The sequence below is a fragment of the Bacillus toyonensis BCT-7112 genome (assembly GCF_000496285.1).
Classification (GTDB): domain Bacteria; phylum Bacillota; class Bacilli; order Bacillales; family Bacillaceae_G; genus Bacillus_A; species Bacillus_A toyonensis.
The window spans coordinates 4,884,037-4,905,814 of record NC_022781.1; the positions used below are offsets into that span (position 1 = coordinate 4,884,037).

General features: G+C 33.5%; 18 protein-coding genes, 2 pseudogenes, 1 riboswitch and 2 other annotated features. Of the genes and pseudogenes, 14 read left to right on the forward strand and 6 right to left on the reverse strand.

The genetic code is table 11. The annotated features are described in order from the left end of the window. Positions 1–513: 513 nt before the first annotated feature. Together BTOYO_RS24895 and BTOYO_RS24900 are read right to left on the reverse strand one after the other, a co-directional pair. Positions 514–1,881 (reverse strand): alanine/glycine:cation symporter family protein, encoded by a 1,368-nt coding sequence (locus tag BTOYO_RS24895; protein ID WP_000451042.1) that lies wholly within the window; start codon positions 1,879–1,881, stop codon positions 514–516. 107 nt (positions 1,882–1,988) lie between these two features. Then, positions 1,989–2,109: riboswitch (glycine riboswitch) on the reverse strand. A 209-nt stretch (positions 2,110–2,318) separates the two neighbouring features. Then, positions 2,319–2,900 (reverse strand): hypothetical protein, encoded by a 582-nt coding sequence (locus BTOYO_RS24900; RefSeq protein ID WP_000721822.1) that lies wholly within the window; start codon positions 2,898–2,900, stop codon positions 2,319–2,321. A 342-nt stretch (positions 2,901–3,242) separates the two neighbouring features. Between BTOYO_RS24900 and BTOYO_RS27125 the strand changes: the two are divergent. The 9 genes and pseudogenes from BTOYO_RS27125 to BTOYO_RS24940 all read left to right on the forward strand — a co-directional run bounded on the left by BTOYO_RS27125 (position 3,243) and on the right by BTOYO_RS24940 (position 13,798). Then, positions 3,243–3,463, forward strand: a pseudogene (locus tag BTOYO_RS27125) (hypothetical protein). Positions 3,464–3,675: 212 nt separating this feature from the next. After that, positions 3,676–4,296, forward strand: a complete 621-nt coding sequence (locus tag BTOYO_RS24905) for a DUF4937 domain-containing protein (protein WP_000925134.1) — start codon at positions 3,676–3,678, stop codon at positions 4,294–4,296. 185 nt (positions 4,297–4,481) lie between these two features. Continuing rightward, on the forward strand, positions 4,482–5,189 hold the full coding sequence (gene rluF / locus BTOYO_RS24910) for a 23S rRNA pseudouridine(2604) synthase RluF (protein ID WP_001222161.1): 708 nt from the start codon (positions 4,482–4,484) through the stop codon (positions 5,187–5,189). A gap of 121 nt (positions 5,190–5,310) precedes the next feature. Beyond that, positions 5,311–5,534, forward strand: a binding site (T-box leader). A gap of 35 nt (positions 5,535–5,569) precedes the next feature. Beyond that, positions 5,570–5,792: a binding site (T-box leader), on the forward strand. A gap of 44 nt (positions 5,793–5,836) precedes the next feature. Next, positions 5,837–7,759 carry a threonine--tRNA ligase gene (gene thrS / locus BTOYO_RS24915; RefSeq protein WP_000663078.1) on the forward strand — a complete coding sequence of 641 codons (1,923 nt, stop codon included), beginning with the start codon at positions 5,837–5,839 and terminating at the stop codon, positions 7,757–7,759. Positions 7,760–8,008: 249 nt separating this feature from the next. Further along, positions 8,009–8,776 (forward strand): ABC transporter ATP-binding protein, encoded by a 768-nt coding sequence (locus tag BTOYO_RS24920; RefSeq protein ID WP_000106414.1) that lies wholly within the window; start codon positions 8,009–8,011, stop codon positions 8,774–8,776. Between the two features lie 11 nt (positions 8,777–8,787). Continuing rightward, entirely contained in the window at positions 8,788–10,671 is a 1,884-nt protein-coding gene (locus BTOYO_RS24925) for an FtsX-like permease family protein (protein WP_000897867.1), read from the forward strand. 289 nt (positions 10,672–10,960) lie between these two features. Continuing rightward, positions 10,961–11,991 (forward strand): annotated as a pseudogene (locus BTOYO_RS24930) (alpha/beta hydrolase). Positions 11,992–12,216: 225 nt separating this feature from the next. Then, positions 12,217–13,083 carry an ABC transporter permease subunit gene (locus BTOYO_RS24935; RefSeq protein WP_023441252.1) on the forward strand — a complete coding sequence of 289 codons (867 nt, stop codon included), beginning with the start codon at positions 12,217–12,219 and terminating at the stop codon, positions 13,081–13,083. A 1-nt stretch (position 13,084) separates the two neighbouring features. After that, entirely contained in the window at positions 13,085–13,798 is a 714-nt protein-coding gene (locus BTOYO_RS24940) for an ABC transporter permease subunit (protein WP_000267899.1), read from the forward strand. Positions 13,799–13,843: 45 nt separating this feature from the next. Here BTOYO_RS24940 and BTOYO_RS24945 read toward each other — a convergent pair whose 3' ends face one another. Continuing rightward, positions 13,844–15,544, reverse strand: coding sequence for a pyruvate oxidase (locus tag BTOYO_RS24945; protein WP_000467253.1), 1,701 nt, complete (start codon positions 15,542–15,544; stop codon positions 13,844–13,846). A gap of 81 nt (positions 15,545–15,625) precedes the next feature. Then, a complete protein-coding gene (locus tag BTOYO_RS24950; RefSeq protein WP_000440622.1) occupies positions 15,626–16,363 on the reverse strand; it encodes a ZIP family metal transporter in 738 nt (245 codons plus the stop codon). A 155-nt stretch (positions 16,364–16,518) separates the two neighbouring features. Between BTOYO_RS24950 and BTOYO_RS24955 the strand changes: the two genes are divergently transcribed. After that, the gene (locus BTOYO_RS24955; protein ID WP_001184102.1) at positions 16,519–17,385 is read left to right on the forward strand and encodes an MBL fold metallo-hydrolase; all 867 of its coding nucleotides are present in this window, start codon (positions 16,519–16,521) and stop codon (positions 17,383–17,385) included. 166 nt (positions 17,386–17,551) lie between these two features. Here BTOYO_RS24955 and BTOYO_RS24960 read toward each other — a convergent pair whose 3' ends face one another. After that, positions 17,552–18,493, reverse strand: a complete 942-nt coding sequence (locus BTOYO_RS24960; RefSeq protein WP_002093760.1) for a nucleoside hydrolase — start codon at positions 18,491–18,493, stop codon at positions 17,552–17,554. A 33-nt stretch (positions 18,494–18,526) separates the two neighbouring features. Continuing rightward, positions 18,527–19,129, reverse strand: coding sequence for a DUF2441 domain-containing protein (locus tag BTOYO_RS24965; protein WP_001001042.1), 603 nt, complete (start codon positions 19,127–19,129; stop codon positions 18,527–18,529). Positions 19,130–19,352: 223 nt separating this feature from the next. Here BTOYO_RS24965 and BTOYO_RS24970 point away from each other — a divergent pair, with 223 nt between their 5' ends. The 4 genes from BTOYO_RS24970 to BTOYO_RS24985 all read left to right on the forward strand — a co-directional run bounded on the left by BTOYO_RS24970 (position 19,353) and on the right by BTOYO_RS24985 (position 21,638). Beyond that, positions 19,353–19,835 (forward strand): DUF2798 domain-containing protein, encoded by a 483-nt coding sequence (locus BTOYO_RS24970; RefSeq protein WP_001143399.1) that lies wholly within the window; start codon positions 19,353–19,355, stop codon positions 19,833–19,835. Between the two features lie 175 nt (positions 19,836–20,010). Then, positions 20,011–20,436: a DMT family transporter gene (locus BTOYO_RS24975; RefSeq protein WP_000676418.1), complete on the forward strand. Its 426-nt coding sequence runs from the start codon at positions 20,011–20,013 to the stop codon at positions 20,434–20,436. A gap of 19 nt (positions 20,437–20,455) precedes the next feature. Beyond that, complete coding sequence (locus BTOYO_RS24980; protein ID WP_000431587.1) at positions 20,456–21,151, forward strand: Crp/Fnr family transcriptional regulator; 696 nt, start codon at positions 20,456–20,458, stop codon at positions 21,149–21,151. Positions 21,152–21,167: 16 nt separating this feature from the next. Continuing rightward, entirely contained in the window at positions 21,168–21,638 is a 471-nt protein-coding gene (locus BTOYO_RS24985) for a DMT family transporter (RefSeq protein ID WP_000578999.1), read from the forward strand. Positions 21,639–21,778: the final 140 nt, after the last annotated feature.

The following is a 21,778-nucleotide window of genomic DNA, read 5'->3' on the forward strand; positions in this document are numbered from 1 at the left end:
AAAATTTAGTGCAAACAAGTTAACATACTTAACTAAGAAGTTTTCTCCGAATAACATCTTAGAATCGTCCATCTATAGATTACCTTTATATTACATAATCTTCAAGAGTTTTCCTTTTGTAATTTTCTGGTTATTAAGTTGTGATTTGTATTGATTTGTATATAATCAACTGGACTTTAAAGTTTTTTGATAATACTGCTTAAAAAAAGAGGGGATTCTTACAGAGATATTTATGTTGAGTTTTGTTCTATTTTAGCATTACTTCACTATAATTTATGTGTGATGCTAATGATTTTTAGAGTAACCAACACTGATCAATTTAAATGAAGTTTACTTAAAAAATAAAAGAATATGCTAAACATATTCTTTTATTTACTTTAATGGAATTTTTTTAATAATATAAAATAAAAAGCCCTACATTTTGACCAATTTCTTTTTCAAAATGTAGGGCTGTATTCTATATAAAATTAATATTTATAGTGAAATTTGAACTGCAGTTATTTTAAACATAGATTAACTTGCCTGTTTTTTATGATTTTCTTTCAATTTTTCTGCTTGTAAAAAGCGATTTGTTTCAGCGACAACGATACCACTTAATCCGATTAATCCGATTAAGTTTGGAATTGCCATAAGTCCATTTGCAATATCAGCAAATGTCCATACGATACCAAGTTTTAAATTGGCACCAATCGCAATCATCACGATAAAGATTGCTTTATAATATCGAACAGCACCTTCTCCAAATAAATAAGCGACACATTTCTCACCGTAATATGACCAGCCTAAAATAGTAGAGTAGGCGAATAAAATTATGGCAATACCAAGGATCATACTACCAGCGGTGCCGAATACAGATTGGAATGCAAGTGTTGTAGCTTCAACACCGGTTTTACCGGATTTCCATGCTCCAGTTGTAATTAATACAAGTCCTGTAATTGTACAGACGATAAATGTATCAAGAAAAGTACCAGTCATAGAAACTAAAGCTTGTTTTGCAGGTGAATCTGTTTTTGCTGCAGCGGCCGCAATAGGAGCACTACCTAAACCAGCTTCGTTCGCAAATACACCGCGCGCCATTCCGATTTGAATAGCTGATGCGACTGTTGCTCCAATAAAACCACCTGCGGCTGCTGTACCTTGAAATGCACCAGAAAAAATAAGTGAAAATGCTTCTGGAATTTGATCAAAGTGATAGAAAATAATAATAAGACCAGCAATTATATAAAAGAAAGCTTTAATAGGAACGATAAATCCCGTTACTTTCCCGATTTTTTTTACACCGCCTAAAATAACAATAGCGATTAAAAATGACATTAATATACCAGTTAAAGCAGGGGGGAAAGAGAAATTAATTCGCATTGCCTCTGCAACTGAGTTAGATTGCACCATATTACCGATCCCGAAAGAAGCAGTTGTACCGAATATAGCGAATAAAACAGCAAGCCATTTCTTACCTAAGCCACGCTCTAAATAATACATTGGTCCACCTGAATATTCACCATTTTCATTACTAACACGGTATTTCACTGCTAGAATTGCTTCGGCATACTTTGTTGCCATTCCGAATAAAGCGGTAATCCACATCCAAAAAATTGCACCAGGACCACCAATTGTAACAGCTGTTGCAACACCGGCGATATTTCCCATACCAATCGTTGCGGCCATAGCTGTCATGAGTGCTTGGAAGTGGCTAATATCTCCAGAAGATGACGTATCTTCTGACTTTTTAAATGCTATTTTGTGAGCGTATAATAGTTTACTAAACTGTAAACCTTTCAAACGCACTGTGAGAATGATACCAGTACCAACGAGTAGCAACAAAGTTGGCAATCCCCACACGTAATGATTCATTTGTTCTAATACTTTACTTACTGTCTCCATCTTTATTCTCCTTTTTTAGAAAAAATAAAAACCACTTCAAGTAAATGAAATGGTCTCTGGAGAAACAAGGAATAGAAAAATAAACCGATACAAATCGGCATTTTCCTTCGCTTGTCTCTGTCCTTTTTACCTGAGAGATTATCCGCTAAAATAGCGGATTTGCTCCTTCGGCGCTCTTTTTCCTCCGCGCTATTAAAAGCGAGAGGGAGTCTCTCCAGAGATTCGTCCCCATGCAGTTCTACTTGTAACCAAGACCTGAGAGTTTCAAAGTTGGTATTACAACTTTTTGCCCCGTCGGTAGATCAATTGACCTTCTCCTGAATGGTTCATCCGAATTATAAAATTAATATACACATTGAATGTAAATCAATAAAAATATTATAGACAGATAAACTGTGAATTGCAATCTTTTTTTTATTTTAAAATAGTAAACAGTTTTATTTTTTAGAAATTCCTAATTTATCTTTAATTTCATTTAAAGTAGATAAAGCGATGACAATATGTTGATCGGCAAGCCCTAAAGCCTGTTTTGTATTTTCAATTATTTCATTGGCCGGAGTAGAATTATTGTATTTATCAATAATTAAATCTGCTGCATTTTTCATGTAATTTGATGCGGATTTAAACTGAGTTGTGAATTGGATTAGTTGTTTTTGTATATGTATATCCGTTATGTTTTCTTCGATTTTTATCGTGTCTATTTCGTTCATAAGTGTTTCATACTGTTTGGAAACAGCACTCATTGTAACTAATAGTTTATTTCTATCCACTGAATCTCCGTTCGTGTTCATCTCTTCCCAGGCAGGCAACCAATCTTTTTCGATAATGTCATTATAATTAGTAGTCAATTCCTTAATTTTAGGTTGTAATTTAGTTTTGAAAGTTTTTGTATCCACTGTTTCTACAGTTTCTTTTTCATTATCAGTTTTATTTTTACCATTAGTTACGTAGAAAATCGTACCGAAAATGATGAAAATAGAAATAACTACTGTCCATTTAGTAAAAAGAATTTTCTTCAATATGTAACGCCTCCAAAATTTAAAAACTTATAATTATAATATATAACAATAATGTTGTTTTAAATAGAGAAAATAAAGTTAGAAGTGATTTGAATTACATCTTTTTTATACGTAACTAATTAAAATTAGTAAAAAGATGAAAGGAATATGTAAGAAAGGGGAATCTTAGTGAAAGTGAATAAAAGAAAACTAGTTTTAAATATTGTAACGGCTATGTTATTAATTGGTGTATCTCGCATTAACGGGCAGTAAGACCCCCACTTCAAAATGCAGCGAAAGCAAAGAAGTTAGGTGGGGGATGAAGAATCCCAAAATGAGTAAAGTTTCACTTTATTTGCACTCATTTATGTAGACAAAGAATCTAAAATTGAAAAATTTCCAGTACCAATGTCAGCAATCCATATTAATGATGATAATGAAGAGGTTTATACATATATAAGTGTAATGCTTATTATAAAGGCAAGTGGATGGGAGCCAGCCTAGTTAGTTTTAAAAAAGTGGAACGAAAGGTAAATGTAAAACATTATCCGAGAGAAATTACGTATTATTTATTTGAGCAATAGATATACAAGGGAGAAAAGATTTCGATGTAATTCCTATAGAGCTACATTTTTTATATTCCGAATTATTTGAAATGAAAACAGATAGATGGTTTGATAGATATAGTGCAAAAAAATGATTATTTGTACAAAAGTAGAAGTTTTTAGTTACCATAGTTTTGTTATGTAAACTAATTGTTGTAAGAGAGAGATTGTATAATAAGGGGGAAGTAGAAATGTTACTAAAAACAATATTTTGCAAAGTGGGAGAAGAGAAAAGGGAGATGTTTTCGGCTGCTCAAGAAAAATGGCGTGATTTACAACATTTAGATGGTTTTCATGGGCAATTTGGTGGATGGAATGAAGATGAGGCATGTGTATATACTTTATGGGAAGATAGAAGTGCATATCAATCATTTATGAACGGTGCTCACGATACAATTTATTTAAATAGTAATCAAAAAGATACGTTTCTTTCATGTGAAATTGAACTATTTCAAACGTTGTATGATATAAATGATAAGCCTTTGCAAAACGTTGTTACAGAAGGATCATTCGTAAGAGTTGCCATATGTGATGTAAAGGGAGAAAAAGAAAATCATTTTTTACATAAGCAAGAAACAATTTGGAATAAAGGAATGGAGAATGCAAAAGGGATGTTAGGTGGAGTAGTTGCGAAGTCTTTAAAAAATGAAACTCGTTACATAGTATTAACTTATTGGGAAGATGAAATGGCGCATCAATATTATGTGGAAGAGGGTTTTCCCATGTTGTATAAACTGGCTAACATTCATGAAGATATAGAAGAGATAAGAAGTAAACAAGCTGTATGTAAGGAAGAATGGCTTGTATATTAAGTGCAGAAAAAGTGTATAAATGAATGTATAATAAAGATAATTTCTTGTAAACAAGAAATTAATAGAAGACGTCATATACCCTTTCATGTTAATATATTTAAGTTAAAATAGGAGGCTTACCCTTTTGTATTGTACGGTAGAAGCAGTGTGAGCTTGAAATTTTTTATGAAAAGGATGTGCCTAACTTGCGTATCAATAAATTTATTAGTGAAGCTGGAAAAGCGTCTCGACGCGGAGCAGATAAATTAATTAATGAGAGAAGAGTAATTATTAACGGTAAGGTTGCAAAAATTGGTGACCAAGTAAATCCAGGTGATGATGTACGAGTGAATGGAGAGCAACTTCGTATTGCTCGAGACCATGTGTATATCGCTTTAAATAAACCAGTAGGTATTACATGTACAAGTGAAAAAGCAGTAAAAGGTAATATTATTGATTTAGTGAATCACCCTTTACGTATTAGTCATATTGGACGTCTCGATAAAGACTCAGACGGTTTAATTTTGTTAACGAATGATGGCGATATCGTTAATGAGATTTTACGTGCTGAAAACAAGCATGAGAAAGAATATATCGTTTCAGTGGATAAGCCAATTACACCTGATTTCTTAGAGAAAATGGCAGCGGGAGTTAAAATTTTAGGTACAAAAACACTTCCTTGTGAGGTTACACAGTTATCAAAATATGAGTTCCAAATTATTTTAACACAAGGGCTGAATCGTCAAATTCGCCGTATGTGTGAAGCTTTAGGTTATCAAGTGTATACGTTAAAACGTACGAGAATTATGAATATAGAATTGAATAATTTACCAGTTGGGCAGTGGAGAGATTTATCGAAGAAAGAGAAAAGACGTCTATTTTCAGATTTAAATTACGAACCACAAGATTGGTAAAATTGTGAAGTGAAACCAAAAAAATTTGGTTTCACTTTTTTAAATTAAATAAATAATTTTTTTAAACACTTGCAAAAATAAAATGAATAAGATATATTAAATAACAATAAATGGATGTTTTATAAAAGCAAAGAAAAGGACACGAGTTATTTTACCCGGTTATACAGAGAAGGAAGGAAAGCTGAGAACTTCCTAACGCAGAAAAATAACTTACCACCTTAGAGCTGCACTGGGGAAATGAAGTATCTAGTGCCGTGTATGCGACGTTATCGCAAAAGAAGCCATTATGTTTTTTGTGATGGGAATCTGGGTGGAACCACGGATATAAGCATATTCGTCCCTATTTTAGGGATGAATATGCTTTTTTGCATTCAATTTCATAATAAGCGAAGAAAAGGACACGAGTTATTTTACCCGGTTATACAGAGAAGGAAGGAAAGCTGAGAACTTCCTAACGCAGAAAAATAACTTACCACCTTAGAGCTGCACTGGGGAAATGAAGTATCTAGTGCCGTGTAAACGACGTTACCGTAAAAGAAGCCATTGTAGGTTTACAATGGGAATCTGGGTGGAACCACGGGTAAAAGCACGCTCGTCCCTATTTTAGGGATGAGTGTGCTTTTTATTATGAAATGGAGAGATGAAAAATGAAAGAACAGATGATTGAAATTAAATTTCCAGATGGTAGTGTTAAAGAATTTGTAAAAGGAATTACTTTAGAAGAAATTGCTGGATCAATTAGTAGTAGCTTGAAAAGGAAAGCAGTCGCGGGGAAAGTAAATGATCAGTTATATGATTTACGCCGAAATATTGAAGAAAATGCGGAAGTAGAAATCATTACTATAGATTCAAATGATGGAGTAGAAATTGCAAGACACTCTGCGGCACATATTTTAGCGCAAGCTGTAAAAAGATTATATGGTGATATAAATCTTGGGGTAGGGCCTGTTATTGAAAATGGATTTTATTATGATATGGATCTTCCAAGTAGTGTAAACGTAGAAGATTTACCAAAAATCGAGAAAGAAATGAGAAATATTATAAAAGAAAATATAAGTATAGAACGAGTTGAGGTTTCTCGAGAAGAAGCAGCAAAACTGTTTCAAGAAATGAACGATCGCTTGAAATTAGAACTTTTAGAAGCAATTCCTAGTGGGGAAAGTGTAACACTATATAAACAAGGTGAATTTGTAGATTTATGTAGGGGGCCACATGTACCATCTACAGGTTATTTGAAAGCATTTCAATTAACTCACGTTTCCGGTGCATATTGGCGAGGTGATAGTAATAACCAAGTGCTTCAGCGTATATATGGTGTTGCATTCTCTTCTCAAAAAGAGTTAGAAGAGTATTTACATTTTGTTGAAGAAGCAGCAAAAAGAAACCACCGTAAGTTAGGTAATGAACTTGAGTTATTTATGTTTTCTGAAGAGGCTCCGGGAATGCCATTTTATTTACCGAAAGGCCAAATTATTCGGAATGAATTAGAAGCATTTTTAAGAGAAATTCAAAAAGAATACAATTATCAAGAAGTACGCACTCCGTTTATGATGAACCAAGAAGTATGGGAGAGATCAGGGCACTGGGGCCATTATAAAGATAATATGTATTTCTCAGAAGTAGACAACAAAAGTTTTGCATTAAAGCCAATGAACTGTCCAGGACACATGCTTATGTTCAAAAATAAATTGCATTCTTATCGTGAATTACCAATTCGCATGTGTGAGTTCGGTCAAGTGCATCGCCATGAATTTAGCGGAGCGTTAAACGGATTATTAAGAGTACGTACTTTCTGCCAAGATGATGCTCATTTATTTGTAACACCAGAACAAATTGAGGATGAAATTAAATCCGTAATGGGGCAAATTGATTACGTATATAAAACTTTTGGATTCGAATATGAAGTGGAGCTGTCTACTCGTCCAGAAGATTCAATGGGTGACGATAAATTGTGGGAGCAAGCAGAAGCCGCATTAGAAAATGTATTACAGTCATTGAATTATAAATATAGACTAAATGAAGGTGACGGCGCATTTTATGGACCGAAGATTGATTTCCATATTAAAGATGCCTTAAATAGAAGTCACCAGTGCGGAACAATTCAGCTTGATTTCCAAATGCCAGAGAAATTCGATTTAAATTATATAGATGTGAAGAATGAAAAGAAAAGACCAGTTGTTATTCACCGAGCAGTTTTAGGTTCGTTAGACCGCTTTTTAGCAATATTAATTGAACACTTTGGAGGCGCGTTCCCGGCATGGGTAGCACCAGTTCAAGTGAAAGTAATTCCAGTTTCAAATGCAGTTCATGTACAATATGCAAATGAGGTTGCAGATAAATTAGCACAAGCTGGAGTTCGTATTGAACGAGATGTGCGAGACGAAAAGTTAGGATATAAAATAAGAGAAGCACAAATGCAAAAAATTCCTTATGTTCTTGTTATTGGGGATAAGGAAATGGAAAACGGATCTGTAAATGTACGTAAATATGGGGAAGAAAAGTCAGAAGTTGTTGCGCTAGATGTATTTGCGGCAAGTATGGAAGAGGAAATAAAGAATAGAAAATATTGATTAAAAAGAAAACACACCATTAGAATTTGGTGTGTTTTCTTGTTTACCTTACAAAAATGTAAGGTAAATGTAAGAGAAATCGAATGAACGAGTTTTAGAAAAGTGAGAATATGAAGGAGGAAAAAGGTTCATGTTACTTGTGCATCTCTTTCTGTTTGAAAAGCTAAAAAATAGTAAGATTTTACATGAGTGAAAAATAAGGATTATATGAAAAAAATAATACTATACAAAAGGGATGGAGTGAAAGAAATGTCAACAAATGTAGTTACTGTAGAAAGTGTAGAAAAAACGTATGGGAAAAGAAATGAGAATCAGTCAAAAGCATTAAGAGGCGTATCATTACATATTAAGGAAGGGGAATTCGTCGGGATCATGGGTCCTTCTGGATCTGGAAAAACGACTTTACTTAATGTGATTAGTACACTGGATCAAGCGACAGGTGGTAGTGTGACGATAGCTGGTACAAATATTACTTCTATGAAGGGGAATGCATTATCAGATTTTCGTTCTCAAAAATTAGGATTCATTTTTCAAGATTTTAACTTACTAGAAAACTTATCAATTTATGAAAATATTGCTTTGCCTCTTTCTTTGCAAGGTGTACCGTCAAGTGAGATTACAGGAAAAGTAAATGAGGTTGCGAAGAAATTAGGAATTACTGAAATTTTAACAAAATATCCGACTGCTGTTTCTGGTGGGCAAAAACAAAGAACAGCGGCAGCACGAGCTTTAGTACATAATCCGGCAATCGTATTAGCAGATGAACCAACAGGAGCACTTGATAGTAAAAATGCAAAAAGTTTATTAGAAGCAATGCAAGATTTACATGAAAATCACAATGTAAGTATTTTGATGGTTACACATGATGCGTTTAGTGCAAGTTACTGTGAGCGTATTTTATTCATTCAAGATGGTCTTCTTTATAAAGAATTAAATCGTCAAGGCACTCGAGAGAATTTCTATCAAGACATTTTAGGTGTGCTCGCTCATATGGGCTCAGCTGCTGAGTCTAAGTAGGGGGCGAAACAATGTTATTTAAATTATCACGTCATAGTATGAAAAAGATGTTAAAAGATTATATGGTTTTACTGATTGGTCTCGTTATTAGTATTAGTATTTTCTATATGTTCCAAACGATGGCGATGAACAGTGAATTTACAAAAGATAATAGTCTCATTAGTAGTATTAGACTCGTCTTCTGGGTAGGTGCAATATTACTTTCTTTCATAACTGTATTTTATATTATATATGCCAATTCTTTTTTACTTACATTAAGAAGAAAAGAACTTGGTATGTATATGATGCTTGGAGCGAAAAAGAAAAAAGTAGCACAGTTATTATTTATTGAAACATTCGGTATGGGTATTGTCAGTATTATTATCGGTATTTTAGTAGGAATGTTACTTGCAAGTGTAGCAGGAAATTTTTTAATGAATGGCATGGAAATTTCAGCAAAAGGTAGTTACGCATCTGTATACACACCAGCTATTTTAGTTACATCTATTTTCTTCTTAATACTATTTTTCATTACGGGTATAATGAATAGCATTCGATTGTTACGTAAAACAGAACTAGAGTTAATTCGTGAAGATGAAACACTAGATGAAGTAAAGAAAAGTAAAACTCGCATTATTATAATGACAGTACTGGGTGTATTACTAGTAAGTACAGGGTATTATTTTATGGTAAATATAAGAACATATGCTGAACTTGGTTTTATAATAGCGACGATTGTTACAACACTTGGAACGTACTTTATTTTTAGTTCATTGCTCCCATTTTTTGTGATGAAAATTAAGGGAAATAAAAAACGAAATGAAATGGGCTTAAATAGTTTTACATATGCACAGTTACGCTTTCGAGTAAATAGTTTATCGAGAGTATTAGGAACTGTAGCGATGTTAATTGCATTAGGTGCAGGGGCAATGACAGCAGGTATGGCATTTCAAAAAAATGTAGGCATTATGACAGATTTCTCACGTGTATATGATGTCGTAATTCATGATCCAAATGATCAAGATACAGCAGCATTAAAGGAAATGGAAATAGTTGAAGAAAGCAAGTATAAGTATAAAGTAGATGGAGAAGCGGTGTATTACTTACGTGACGATTTAACTGAGAAACCGCCACTTATTTCCGACCGCTTTAATATGGAAACTTTAAAAGAGCCTGCGCGTAAACGGGTGGCTGAACCTTTAACTGAACCTGTATATTCTGCTTTGGAAGCTCCCGAAGCAGTGAATAAACTTCCTCGTATGCCAAAAGATTGGGAAGATGCGGTTGTAAGAGAAATACAAATTACACATAATCAATTTAACGGAAAGCCTGTAAGAATTGCTGATGAAGAGCATTATAAAGGAATTCAAGGAACAGAACATACTGTAACATTAGCAAAAGTAGATGATATGAAAAAATATAAACCATTATTGATCGAAATAGACAAGAGACAAAAAGAACAAATTGAAAAAACAACAGGTGCAAAAGTAGACTTATTTACGAAAATGACAATTTATCAGTTTATGAACAGTTTCATGAGTGGGACAATGTTTATGGGGTTTTTCCTCGGAATTGCCTTTCTAGCAATGATGGCAAGTTCGCTTATGTTCAAAATATTAACGGGTGCTTCTCGTGATGTACGACGTTATGAAATGTTACGAAAAATAGGTGTTAGACGTAGTATGCTGACAAAAAGTATTTATAAAGAAATTTCATATTTATTTATCTTCCCAGCAATCATTGGAATTTCCCACGTTTTAGTAGGGCTTAACTTATTCAGTTTTATTTTAGTTGACCCGTTTGTAAAAGTGTGGGTGCCAATAGGGATTTTCTTAGTCATTTATTTCATCTATTACTGGATAACTGTTCAACTTTATAAAGGGATGGTAATGCCGAAAGAAGAAGTAGCGAAATAGTTTATGAAAAAAGTCCTTGTTTTGAAAACAAGGGCTTTTTTCTATGTTTGTGATACATAAATACGGTATGCAAGACGTTATTAAGTCTTCATAATAATAAAATATTGAAAATTAAGAAAATATTAAGAGTTTATATAGCGGAAAGTTAAGATGTGTATGGGACATTAGTAATGTACAAAAACATTGAGATGAAATTGGAAAGTGTACTGGTTTAGTACTTTTATTTTCTTGAGGTAGTTTTGCAGAAATAAATTGATATTTTATAAATTTAACAGAAAGGAAGCGTATTATGAAAAAGATAAAAAAATCAATAAAACTTATTGGAGTCATTACTATACTATTACTAACCATAGCACTAATATTTCCTACATGGACTTCGCAAATAAAGAGTAATAACAGTATAAGTACATTAGAACAAGTAGAGATAAATGGAAGTGGTCATGAGATTATGATACGTGGCAAAGATAAGAGGAATCCAGTAATTATCTTTGTTCATGGTGGACCAGGTTCTTCGGAAATACCATATGCTCAAAAATATCAATACTTATTGGAAGAGAAATTCACAGTTGTTAATTATGATCAAAGGGCAAGCGGGAAATCGTATCATTTTTTTGAAGACTATTCGAAATTATCATCAGACCTACTTGTAGAAGATTTATTAGCTATGACAGATTATGTTTCAAAACGTCTCGGTAAAGAAAAAGTAATATTGATTGGGCATTCTTACGGTACATATATTGGAATGCAAGCTGCCTATAAAGCTCCTGAAAAATATGAAGCGTATGTTGGTATAGGGCAGATGAGTGACACAGTAGAAAGTGAGATGGATAGTTTAAAATACGTTATTGAACAGGCGCAAAATGGGGGAAATGCGGAGGAGGTTTCATATTTAAAAGAGTTAACCGAAAAATTAAAAACGGCGATACATACACTCCGAGAGATTATGTTACAAAATATGGTGGAACATCAAGACTCATTGAAAATCCAGATGGTGATAACATTCAGATGTTACTTAGTAATGAATATAACTTGTTAGACGTAATTCGTTATAACGTTGGATTATCACATTCCCAAACGGTCTTATTAGAAAAAGATTTAAAGAATCCATTACCTACTAAAGTAACTAAGCTAAAGCTACCATTTTATCTTCTTATGGGTAAATATGACTATAATACTTCATTTCATGCAGCTAAAAAATATTTTGATTTGATTGAAGCGGATCAAAAGGAATTTATAGCTTTTGAAAACTCAGCACATTACCCTCAATTTGAAGAAAAGGAAAAGTTTTATGAGTGGATGTGTGATACATTCGTAAAATAGAATTAAATACAAAAAGCACTTAGTTTAAAAATAAGTGCTTTTTTATAGTATGGAATTGATTAGGAAGGAAAATATTGGATAATGATCGAAAGATATAATACAACTTCCAAAAAATGACGGGAATTGCTATGTTTTTTAGAAAGAGGAGTTAATTTGTTAAAAGGTATAGGTACTATACATGGATTTTATTTCTGAATATTCATTTAAATAGAAAGGATAATAGTTATGTTCATTCGAATTGGTAAGTGGTGTGGAGTTACATGTTTACAATTATTTGCGGCACTTATTTGTATCCTTTTTTTAAGGGCACTTCCGCGTTTATTTAAAGGACTGCAAATTGATTTAATCGGTTTTTGGGACACAGTTCTGTTTCTCGGGGAGAAGTTACTAAAACCGGGTGAAATTACGTATGGATTTCGGAACTCAAGAAAGTTATTTCCACAAATATGGATTCATTATGTAGAGACAATGTTTGTATTTATTTCGGCATTTATACTTTCTTTACTCATTGCGTATGTTATCGTTGTGTGGGTATTGCAGCGCTCTCAATCAAAGCAACGTATATGGAATGGAGTTTTCGTCGCACTTGAAAGTATCCCGGACATTTTATTAATTTTATTATCTCAACTTCTAGTAGTAATTATCTTTCAAAAAACAGGATTTATGCCAGTGAAACATGCGGGATTTGGTGAGGATAGAGCTCGTATGTTACCAATAATATGTCTTGCTATACCTACAACGTTATTATTTATGAAGCTACTATTATTACGTTTTAGAGAAGAATTAGAGAAAGATTATAGCATATTTGCAAAGAGTAAAGGACTGAGTTTAAGACATGTTTTGACGCACCATATTTCAAGAAATGTCTTGTTAACAACAGTCTATTATGCAAAAACAAATATTTTATTTATGTTATCAAATTTATATATTATTGAATGGCTATTTAATACGTACGGCATGTTTGTTTTTTTAAAAGAAAATTCCAAATTAGAAATATTTACAGTGAGTTTAGTTATATTATACGTACCGCTTTTTATACTATTTCGTTTATTACATACGCTTTTAAAAAATGTTATAAAGGAGCGTGTGTAACATGTGGCAAGTTGTAAAAAGAGATGTGAGATTTTGGCTAGGTGTTACTTTTTTGAGTGTATTAATGATTGTTAGTATTGGAAATACGGTGTTTTTTGACGGAAATATTCGTGAATTAACAATGATGTATAACGAAAAAGGAGAATTAGAGGCTGCTCCGTTTCACTTACGGGTTACGTTTCAAATTATAGTTCTTGCGTGCCTTGCTGTACCAACTGTTATGTTGTATACGGCGCAAGAAGTAAAGCGTATTAAGAATGAAGAATTTATGTTGGCTGCTACTGTGCTCGGAGGGAGTAAGTGGCAGCGGTTGAAACGCCATGTATGGCCACATATGTTACCATCATTTCTTTTATTAGTAGCCCAGCAATTTGTAAGCACCCTATTACTTCTCTTACATCTTGGTTTGTTAGAACTGTTTTTCGGCGGAACAATAATCTTTGGTATAGAGGCGGATAGTGTAACAAAAGAATGGACAGGATTAATTGGTCAAAACTTCCGTCATTTAACTACTCATACTTGGATCGTGGTCATACCAATTCTTTTTTATAGTATGACAATCTTATCTGGAAATTTGATTAGTAATAGTATGCAAGATGCAATTAAATTAGGAAATGTGAGAAGGCCAAAGGGGGAAAAGAAAAAAGGGAAAGTAGAGAAACAAATACAACCAACTATGAATGATTTTTCATTCTATAGAGAGGTACAAAAATAAAAAAAGATAGCTGAAGACAAATCGTTTTCAGCTATCTTTTTTCGTTTAAAGTGGAGGTAAATCAATTTTACCTTCTTCAAATAATTCTTTTATCATATGTTTCGTATAACCAGCTGCTTGACCAAATGTGATTTTTGCTGGCATTGGTGCTTCGTTTACATCTACAACTACATCAATAATACACGGCCTGTTTTGTTTTACTGCACTTTCGAAAGCAGGTAGTAGTTCATCTAATTTCTCAATACGGTAGCCAATACCGCCGCACGCCTCTGCATATTTTGCGAAATCTGGATTCGTTAAATCGGTGCCGAATTCGATATTACCCATAACTTCTTGTTCGAATTTAATCATGGCAATTTTATTATTGTTCAATACGACGACAACGATTGGTAGTTTATATTTTACAGCTGTTACAAAATCGTTCATAGTCATTCCAAATCCGCCGTCACCACAAACTGCAAATACTTGTTTATTCGGGAACGCAATTTTTCCAGCAAGTGCACCAGGTAAACCGCAGCCAAGTGTTGCGAGCCAGCTTGAAATGATAAATTGCTGGTTCGTCATACGGAAGTGCCTTGCTGTCCAGACCGTTACATTTCCGACATCAACTGAAAGAATGGCGTCATCTTCTGCTACTTGCTGCAATGCATGCATAACGCGTTGTGGTTTAATTGGAGTAGAGGAATCTTCTTCCTGACCGTGTAATTTTTCTTCCCACTTTTTCATCATTTCTTGATGATCCTCTAAGAAGGAATGGTCCTCGTGTTTTTCTACATTTTCAATTAACCATTTTAATGTTTTATCAGCATCACCGGCTAAGCCGATATCTGTCACATAACGCTTCCCGATTTGGGCAGGATCTGTATCGATATGAATTGTTTTTGCCTTTTCAGGTAAGAAACCAGTGAACGGATAAGAAGTACCCACCATAATTAAAGTATCCGCGTGTTTCATTGCTTCATAAGATGGTTTCGTTCCAATTAATCCTAATCCACCGATGCAAAGTGGGTGTTCATCAGGAACAATTCCTTTAGCTGGCAATGTAAGTACGATTGGAGCGCCGATATGTTCTGCGAATGCAAGTAAAGATTCTCTTGCATGTTTTGCGCCTTTACCTGCTAAAATAACAGGTTTTGTCGCTTCATTTATTGCGAGTTTCGCTGCATCTAAATCTTCTTTTTGCGGAAATAGCTCAGGCAATGTAAAAGAAGTGTTTGTAACACGAGCCCCATTTTTTACTTCGAATTTCGGAACGTCATCCGGAATAGTGAGAACAGATACACCTTTTTTCGTATAGGCCATACGAATCGCTTGATTCACTACAGCAGGTAGTTGCTCCGCTGACATAATGCGCTGGTTATACACTGCAACATCATCAAACAATCTTTCTAAGTTTACTTCTTGGAAAAAATCCGTTCCGAGTAAATCGGTTTCTACCTGTCCTGAAATTGCTAGCACAGGAGCCTTATCGAGTTTCGCATCATATAAACCGTTTAATAAATGAATAGCTCCAGGTCCTGCGATTGCCATACAAACACCGAGTTTCCCTGTTAATTTCGCATAAGCGGCCGCTGCTAATGCGCCAGCTTCTTCGTGGCGAACTTGAATGAATTTAATTTTATCTTGTTTTTTTCTTAAAGCTTCAATTATAGAATTAATAGAATCTCCAGGCATACCGTATATATGTTCTACTCCCCATTCAATTAATAAATCAACTAATGCTTCACCAGCTGTTTTCCCAAACATAATTGTTCCTCCTCATAATAGGTAGATAACATTATGTTTTGAAGAAAAAGGAAAAATATACAAATAATAAATTTTTTAGCTTTAATGATGAACAGCGAATAAAGTAAACACTGTTATTAGTAAAAAACCACTAGTTGCCCACATGAGAAATATAAGGAAAGAGAGCTGTTTCTTAGCTTTCCAAAGCATTTCATGAATTGTGACATAACCAAGTGAACCGATAGCGCTTCCCATAATGAGACCTTGTAAATGAAGAGCTTTTCCTTCCATTAAAATGCCAAACACCGTACCGGTACCGAGAATAAGAGAAAGTAATAAAGTTGTTAATAGAAATGAAATATATTTATGTTTTGTAAAAAGAAAGGGGATAATTAAAGCTAATCCTTCTGGAATATGGTGAACGACGATTGCTATTAAAAAGGGGATGGCTGAGTCAGCATGATTAATAAAAGCTGTGCCTAACGCAAATCCACTCGGTATATTATGAATAAATATAGCGAAAGAGAGAAACAGGAATGTTTGCCATGCTTGTTGATCCTTTTTATGTATCATTGGATGGTGACAATAGTTATCTAATAAGCTCATAACTAAAATACCGATAGCTATACCAAGTATAGGACCAATCATTTCATAGCTTGAAAATGTTTCAGGAATAATTTCAAGGGATAAAAGGCCAAGCAAAATACCACCACATAATGCATATAAACGATGCATCTTTTCTTCAATTAGTTGACGTGTTGCAACTCCAACAGCACCTCCTAATAGTAATCCACCGAACGAAAAAAATGTTACAATCATTGGAATCCATAAACGCTCCATAATATCACACTCCGATTGTAGTCCCTTATTTTTAACTTACGAAAAGTTAAGTTGGATTAGTCCAAGTAATTGTGTTTGAGTATAGAGAAAAAACTAGCAATTCGTTATAATTTATATATTAAATTTAAGTGGGAATATGAAAAGGGGAATTGATTATGCAGCAAATTAAAAAAATAGGAAACTCATTTTGGTATATGACACCTGTTTCTGAAACAGATAGACCTATATTAGGAATGGTCGTTGGAAAAGAAAAAACTTTAATGATTGATGCAGGGAATTCAGAAGAACATGCACAATTGTTTTTAGAAATGCTAAAAGAACAGAATGTATCGAGTCCTGATTTCGTAGCACTAACGCATTGGCACTGGGATCATATTTTTGGATTACCTGTACTACAAGAGGCATTGTCTATTGCACATTCTGAAACGAAAAAAGAGATGAGTACACTTGTTTCTTATGAATGGACAGATGAAGCGTTGGACACACGTGTAAAAGAGGGTACTGAAATTGAATTTTGTGCGGAGTGTATCAAAAAAGAGTTTAATGAAAAAGCGAGAAATATTAAAATTATTCCTCCAACTTTAACATTCCAGAATCAACTTGAATTAGATCTTGGTGAAGTGACATGTGTGCTAAAGCATGTGGGCGGAGATCATTCACATGACTCTGTTGTTATGTATATAAAAGAAGAAAAGATATTGTTTTTAGGAGACTGTATATATGCAGATATTTTTTCTTCGAAGTGGAACTATACGACGAAACGAACGGTTACATTAATAGATGAATTAGAAAAATTTGATGCTGAGACATATATTCTTTCTCATGGGACAGCTATAAATCGGGAGGAGTTTTTAAAAGAAATACAATTGCTAAAAACAGTAGGAACATACACAGAAGCTCATAAAGGCGATGAAGAGAAGATAAAGGCAGCGTATAAACAAGAGCTAGATAGAGAATTAAATGAAGATGAGTTAGAAACAATAACGTATTTTGTAAATGGTTATGAAATGGTTAGCCAGTAAAACGCAACTCTAATCAAATAGCCTTAAACTGTACAAAAAGAGTATTGAAGTTTACTTCAATACTCTTTTTAATAAGTAAATATTAAGCCGCAACCAATTTGAGTTTTTTTGCAGGCTTATCATCTGAAGTTATACGACTTTATTTATTTTTCGTATAGATAGAATTTCAAGTGGAAGCTTTCTTTGCTAAGTCAGTTATATAGTTGAAAAAAACATTGTGGTTTACATTATAAACGACATTTACAGGTCGCCCATCATCAGTTTCCACTGTACGCCCTTGGCTAGGTCCGTATGTATGAACAATACTTTTAATCGTTTGTACCTTTGCAAGGTCAGCTTTCCCAACAAACGCAGCGGTTAATACATCCCACAAATAGTAAGTAGAGTTCGTTGAAAAGTGAACGAGAGGAGGAACCATCGCATAGCATTGACCAAGGAAATCAACACCAATATATTTACGCTCTTTTGCCCACTGTTCACGGATGTCTATTGTTAACGGAACTTGATTTGTACTTTCTAGTGTTACTAAGTCGATTTCAATCTTCGCCTCCCATACACGATCTACTGCTTCAGGGTCCCAAAACGAATTCCACTCAGCCGTTCCATCGTGTTCCGGCTCATGTACATTGCCTGCGGTCCGAAATGTACCGCCCATCCAAACGAGACGTTCAATTTTATCTTCGATTATAGGAGCCTCATATAATGCACGGGCTAGGTCAGTTAGCGGCCCTGTAAATAATAAAGTTGTTTTTCCTTCCGTTTGTAGAAGAGTTTCTATTAAATGATGATGCGCAGGTTTGGCTGCTGCAGGTGTTGCAACTTTTCCATACTCATTTAAAATGGGTAAAGCATCTACATAAAATGCATGCATTCGCCAGTCTTTCGGAAATGGATTTTTTCCACGAGAGTTTGACGCTGCTACTTCGATATTACCTTTGCCGAAGCGATCAATAATTTTACGACTTGCAGACATTGCGGGTTCTAAATAACAATCTGCAGGGATAACTGAAACACCTGTAAGTTCGACATTACCCATCTGGAGTAATAAAAATAGTGAAATTAGATCATCTACACCACCATCATGATTGAAGTACACCTTTTTCATCATTGTAATCTCCATTCTCTAATATTTAGCCAAGAATTAAATTTTAATTTTGGAAAAATCATCGATAATTTCCACCACCTGAATTTTCCCATTAATCAGTAGTTCAGGTAATTCGCTTTTGCTATTTCCTTTCCAATAGTCTCTAGCCTGTTCAATTTTTCTGGAGAAAGAAATACCATCTTCTTTTGGTAAAAGATTTCCGTCGCTTTCAAAAGAATTTCCACTCACTAGTAGCTTAACAATCTGTAAAACATCTCGGTTGTAAGAATCAAATAACGCTTTCCATTTCAAAGCATCTTCATAGCTTTTAGAAGCATATAAGCAAGATAACCTTGAAGGGTATTCAGGATATTCTTGAAGCCTAACCATTTCGACAATCGTTTCCCTAACGGCTCTAATTGTTTGATCCGTATATTTCATAACTACTTGAGCGTTTTCATTATTTATATGTAGTTCGTTATTTATATAATTGCTTTTTAAAATTTGAATAGAATCTTCGCCAGTAGCATTTAAGTGTTCTCTTTCAAAAAAGAAGTGATATAAAGTGTTAGTTTGATTATTATCAAAATGAATGATTTGTCCGATATTCATTTTTTTCTTTGTAACGATGTGATATGCGTAAAATTCTGCTTCATTCATAGTTATCCTCCTAGTAGTAATATATTTCAATGTTAAATTTAGTAATTCAACATTGAAATATATAAAACCTTTATAAACATACAGTTATAGAATGGGAAGATTAGAGTGAAGAGTGAAAGAAATAAACGTAAACGCTTTCGAAATGTTCACAAAATGTTCACTTACGAAGGAGTTTCCAATATCGATATAATGGCAAAGACTCAAAGAGAAGGGATGATGAAAGTTGCCAACAACAAGAAAGGAAAACCTCCAATTCGGTATGATGATGTGCCTAGGGATGGTTATCGTAATGACGTTTTACAATTTATTATTGAACGGAGCAGGAGGGCCAATTCATATTAAGGAGATCGCATTAGAACTACTAATTGGATTTATGATTGCGTTATTAATTGAGATATGTATCGTTGGGCCTTGTGCGAAAAAAATTGTATTCGCGATACCGTTTAATAAATCGAAGAAAATAAATATTATAGTAGCGATGGCTACAGCTATGGTAATCGGAATGGTTTTCTTTATGTCATTTTACGGAATGGCTATGATGTATTTACATGGTGGACTACAAGGGGAATCATTTGTTTCAAGTTATTTTTCAATTTTTATTAAAAATTTCATTATGGCTTATCCATTACAATTAATTATTATGGGGCCGCTTGTGCGTTTCTTATTTGCGAAGTTTGTTATGAAGAAGACTGTTAATGTAGCGTAGTTATAATATGTAAAAAATTATATATTAATAAAAATATAAAAACACATCTCAAATTTTTGAGATGTGTTTTTTGTTCATTTCTAATTATTTTCATAGTGATGTGATATTTGTCCTTTTGCCTTTTAGGGTCATAGCTTTTAATTAAGTTAGAAATAAAAAATTAGGAGATGATTTTTTGAAAGGCATTGTATTTGCTGTTTTTGCTGGTGTATGTATAACACTTCAAGGAACCTTTAATGCGAAACTTAGTTCACATATCGGCATATGGTCAACGAGTATTATAACGCATTTAATTGGGTTCCTTATTGCAATAACTATATTTTTGTTAAAGAAAGAAGAGAAAGTAACGGATTTAAAGGGTGTGAAAAAAACATATTTAGTAGCCGGTGCATTTGGTGGATTCATTATTTGTGCAGAAACTATAGCGATATATTCAATGGGGGTTACATTGACAGCTGGCACACTTATGGTTGCTCAATTGTTAACAGCAACTTTCATTGAAATAAAAGGACTGTTCCATATAAAAAAGATACAGATGGAGAGATATCATATTGTGGGAACAATAGTAATGATTATAGGGATTGTAATATTTAATATGTGAATAGAAGGAGGAAATGAGAATGGAGAATAGATCAGATTTAATTATTCATTATTTGAAAACTAATAAAATATTTGAGATTTTTTCAGAAATAGATACAGCTTATTTTCAAATAAATCATTTTGAAAAAGGCAAGTTTATTTGCAATATAGATGACGAAATGGATCGTTTATATTTTGTAGTGAAAGGTAAAGTAAAAGTTTATACGATTACACCAGAAGGAAAGAAACTAATTCTTCGCTTTATCAATCCATTGGCGGTTGTTGGTGATCTTGAATTGATACAAAAAAGCAAGACTCATAATGTCGTTGAAGCTTGTTCAGATGTTGTAGCTATCTCCATTTCTAATACGGTTATTAGAAACAAGTTATTACATGATCCTATATTTATGAACTTCTTGCTTGAAAACATTGCGAACACGTTAAAAATATCGACCCGTTTTACAGCTCTAAATTTACTTTATCCAGTAGAAGTGCGTGTAGCTAGTTATTTACTATCAATTTCAACAGATAGTAACGGAAATATGTATAAAGAGGATTTAGATGCAACTTCCATATCAAGTATTGCTGATTTTATAGGAGTAAGTTATAGGCACGTAATTCGGGTGTTACAAAAATTAAATAAAGAAAAATTAATTGAAAAGAAAAATGGAGTTATCGTAATTAAAGATTTTTCTAGAATGAAGGAAGTTGCTAAAGATAATATATATGAGCAATGAAAGGGAGAGGAATATTTTGATTGGATTTAGTTTAGCTATATTTGCTGGAGTATTAATTAGCTTACAATCTATTTTTAACACAAAGGTCAATGAATGTGTAGGACAGTGGTTAACAACTGCATGTGTTCTTGGAATAGGTCTCATAAGTTCTGGTCTATTTTATATCATAACAGAGAAAAGTATTAGCATTAATTTTTACACTACAAATTATTTGTTTTATATAAGCGGATTGTTTGGCATTGGATTAATTATTTGTATAATGGGTGCAATAAAGAGTTTAGGTCCAGCGTATACGGTGTTAATTAGTCTTATTACACAATTAGTTGTTGCATTATGTATTGATACATTCGGATTGTTTGGAATGGAGAGCGTTCCAATACAAATAAATAAATTAGTTGGAATAGGTGTATTAATTGTAGGGGTAGGAATTTTTAAAAATCTATTTTCGAATAAGAAAGCTATTCATATAAACAAGGATAGGGTCTAAAGAATTTAAAGGAAAAAGGTGTTAATGATTAGAATAATTACACTTAGCTCGAATGGCTGAGGAACAATTAACTGGCCAATATAGATTAGACTAAGTTAAAGAAATGAAAAAAGAAACTATATATAAAACGGGTTCTTTTT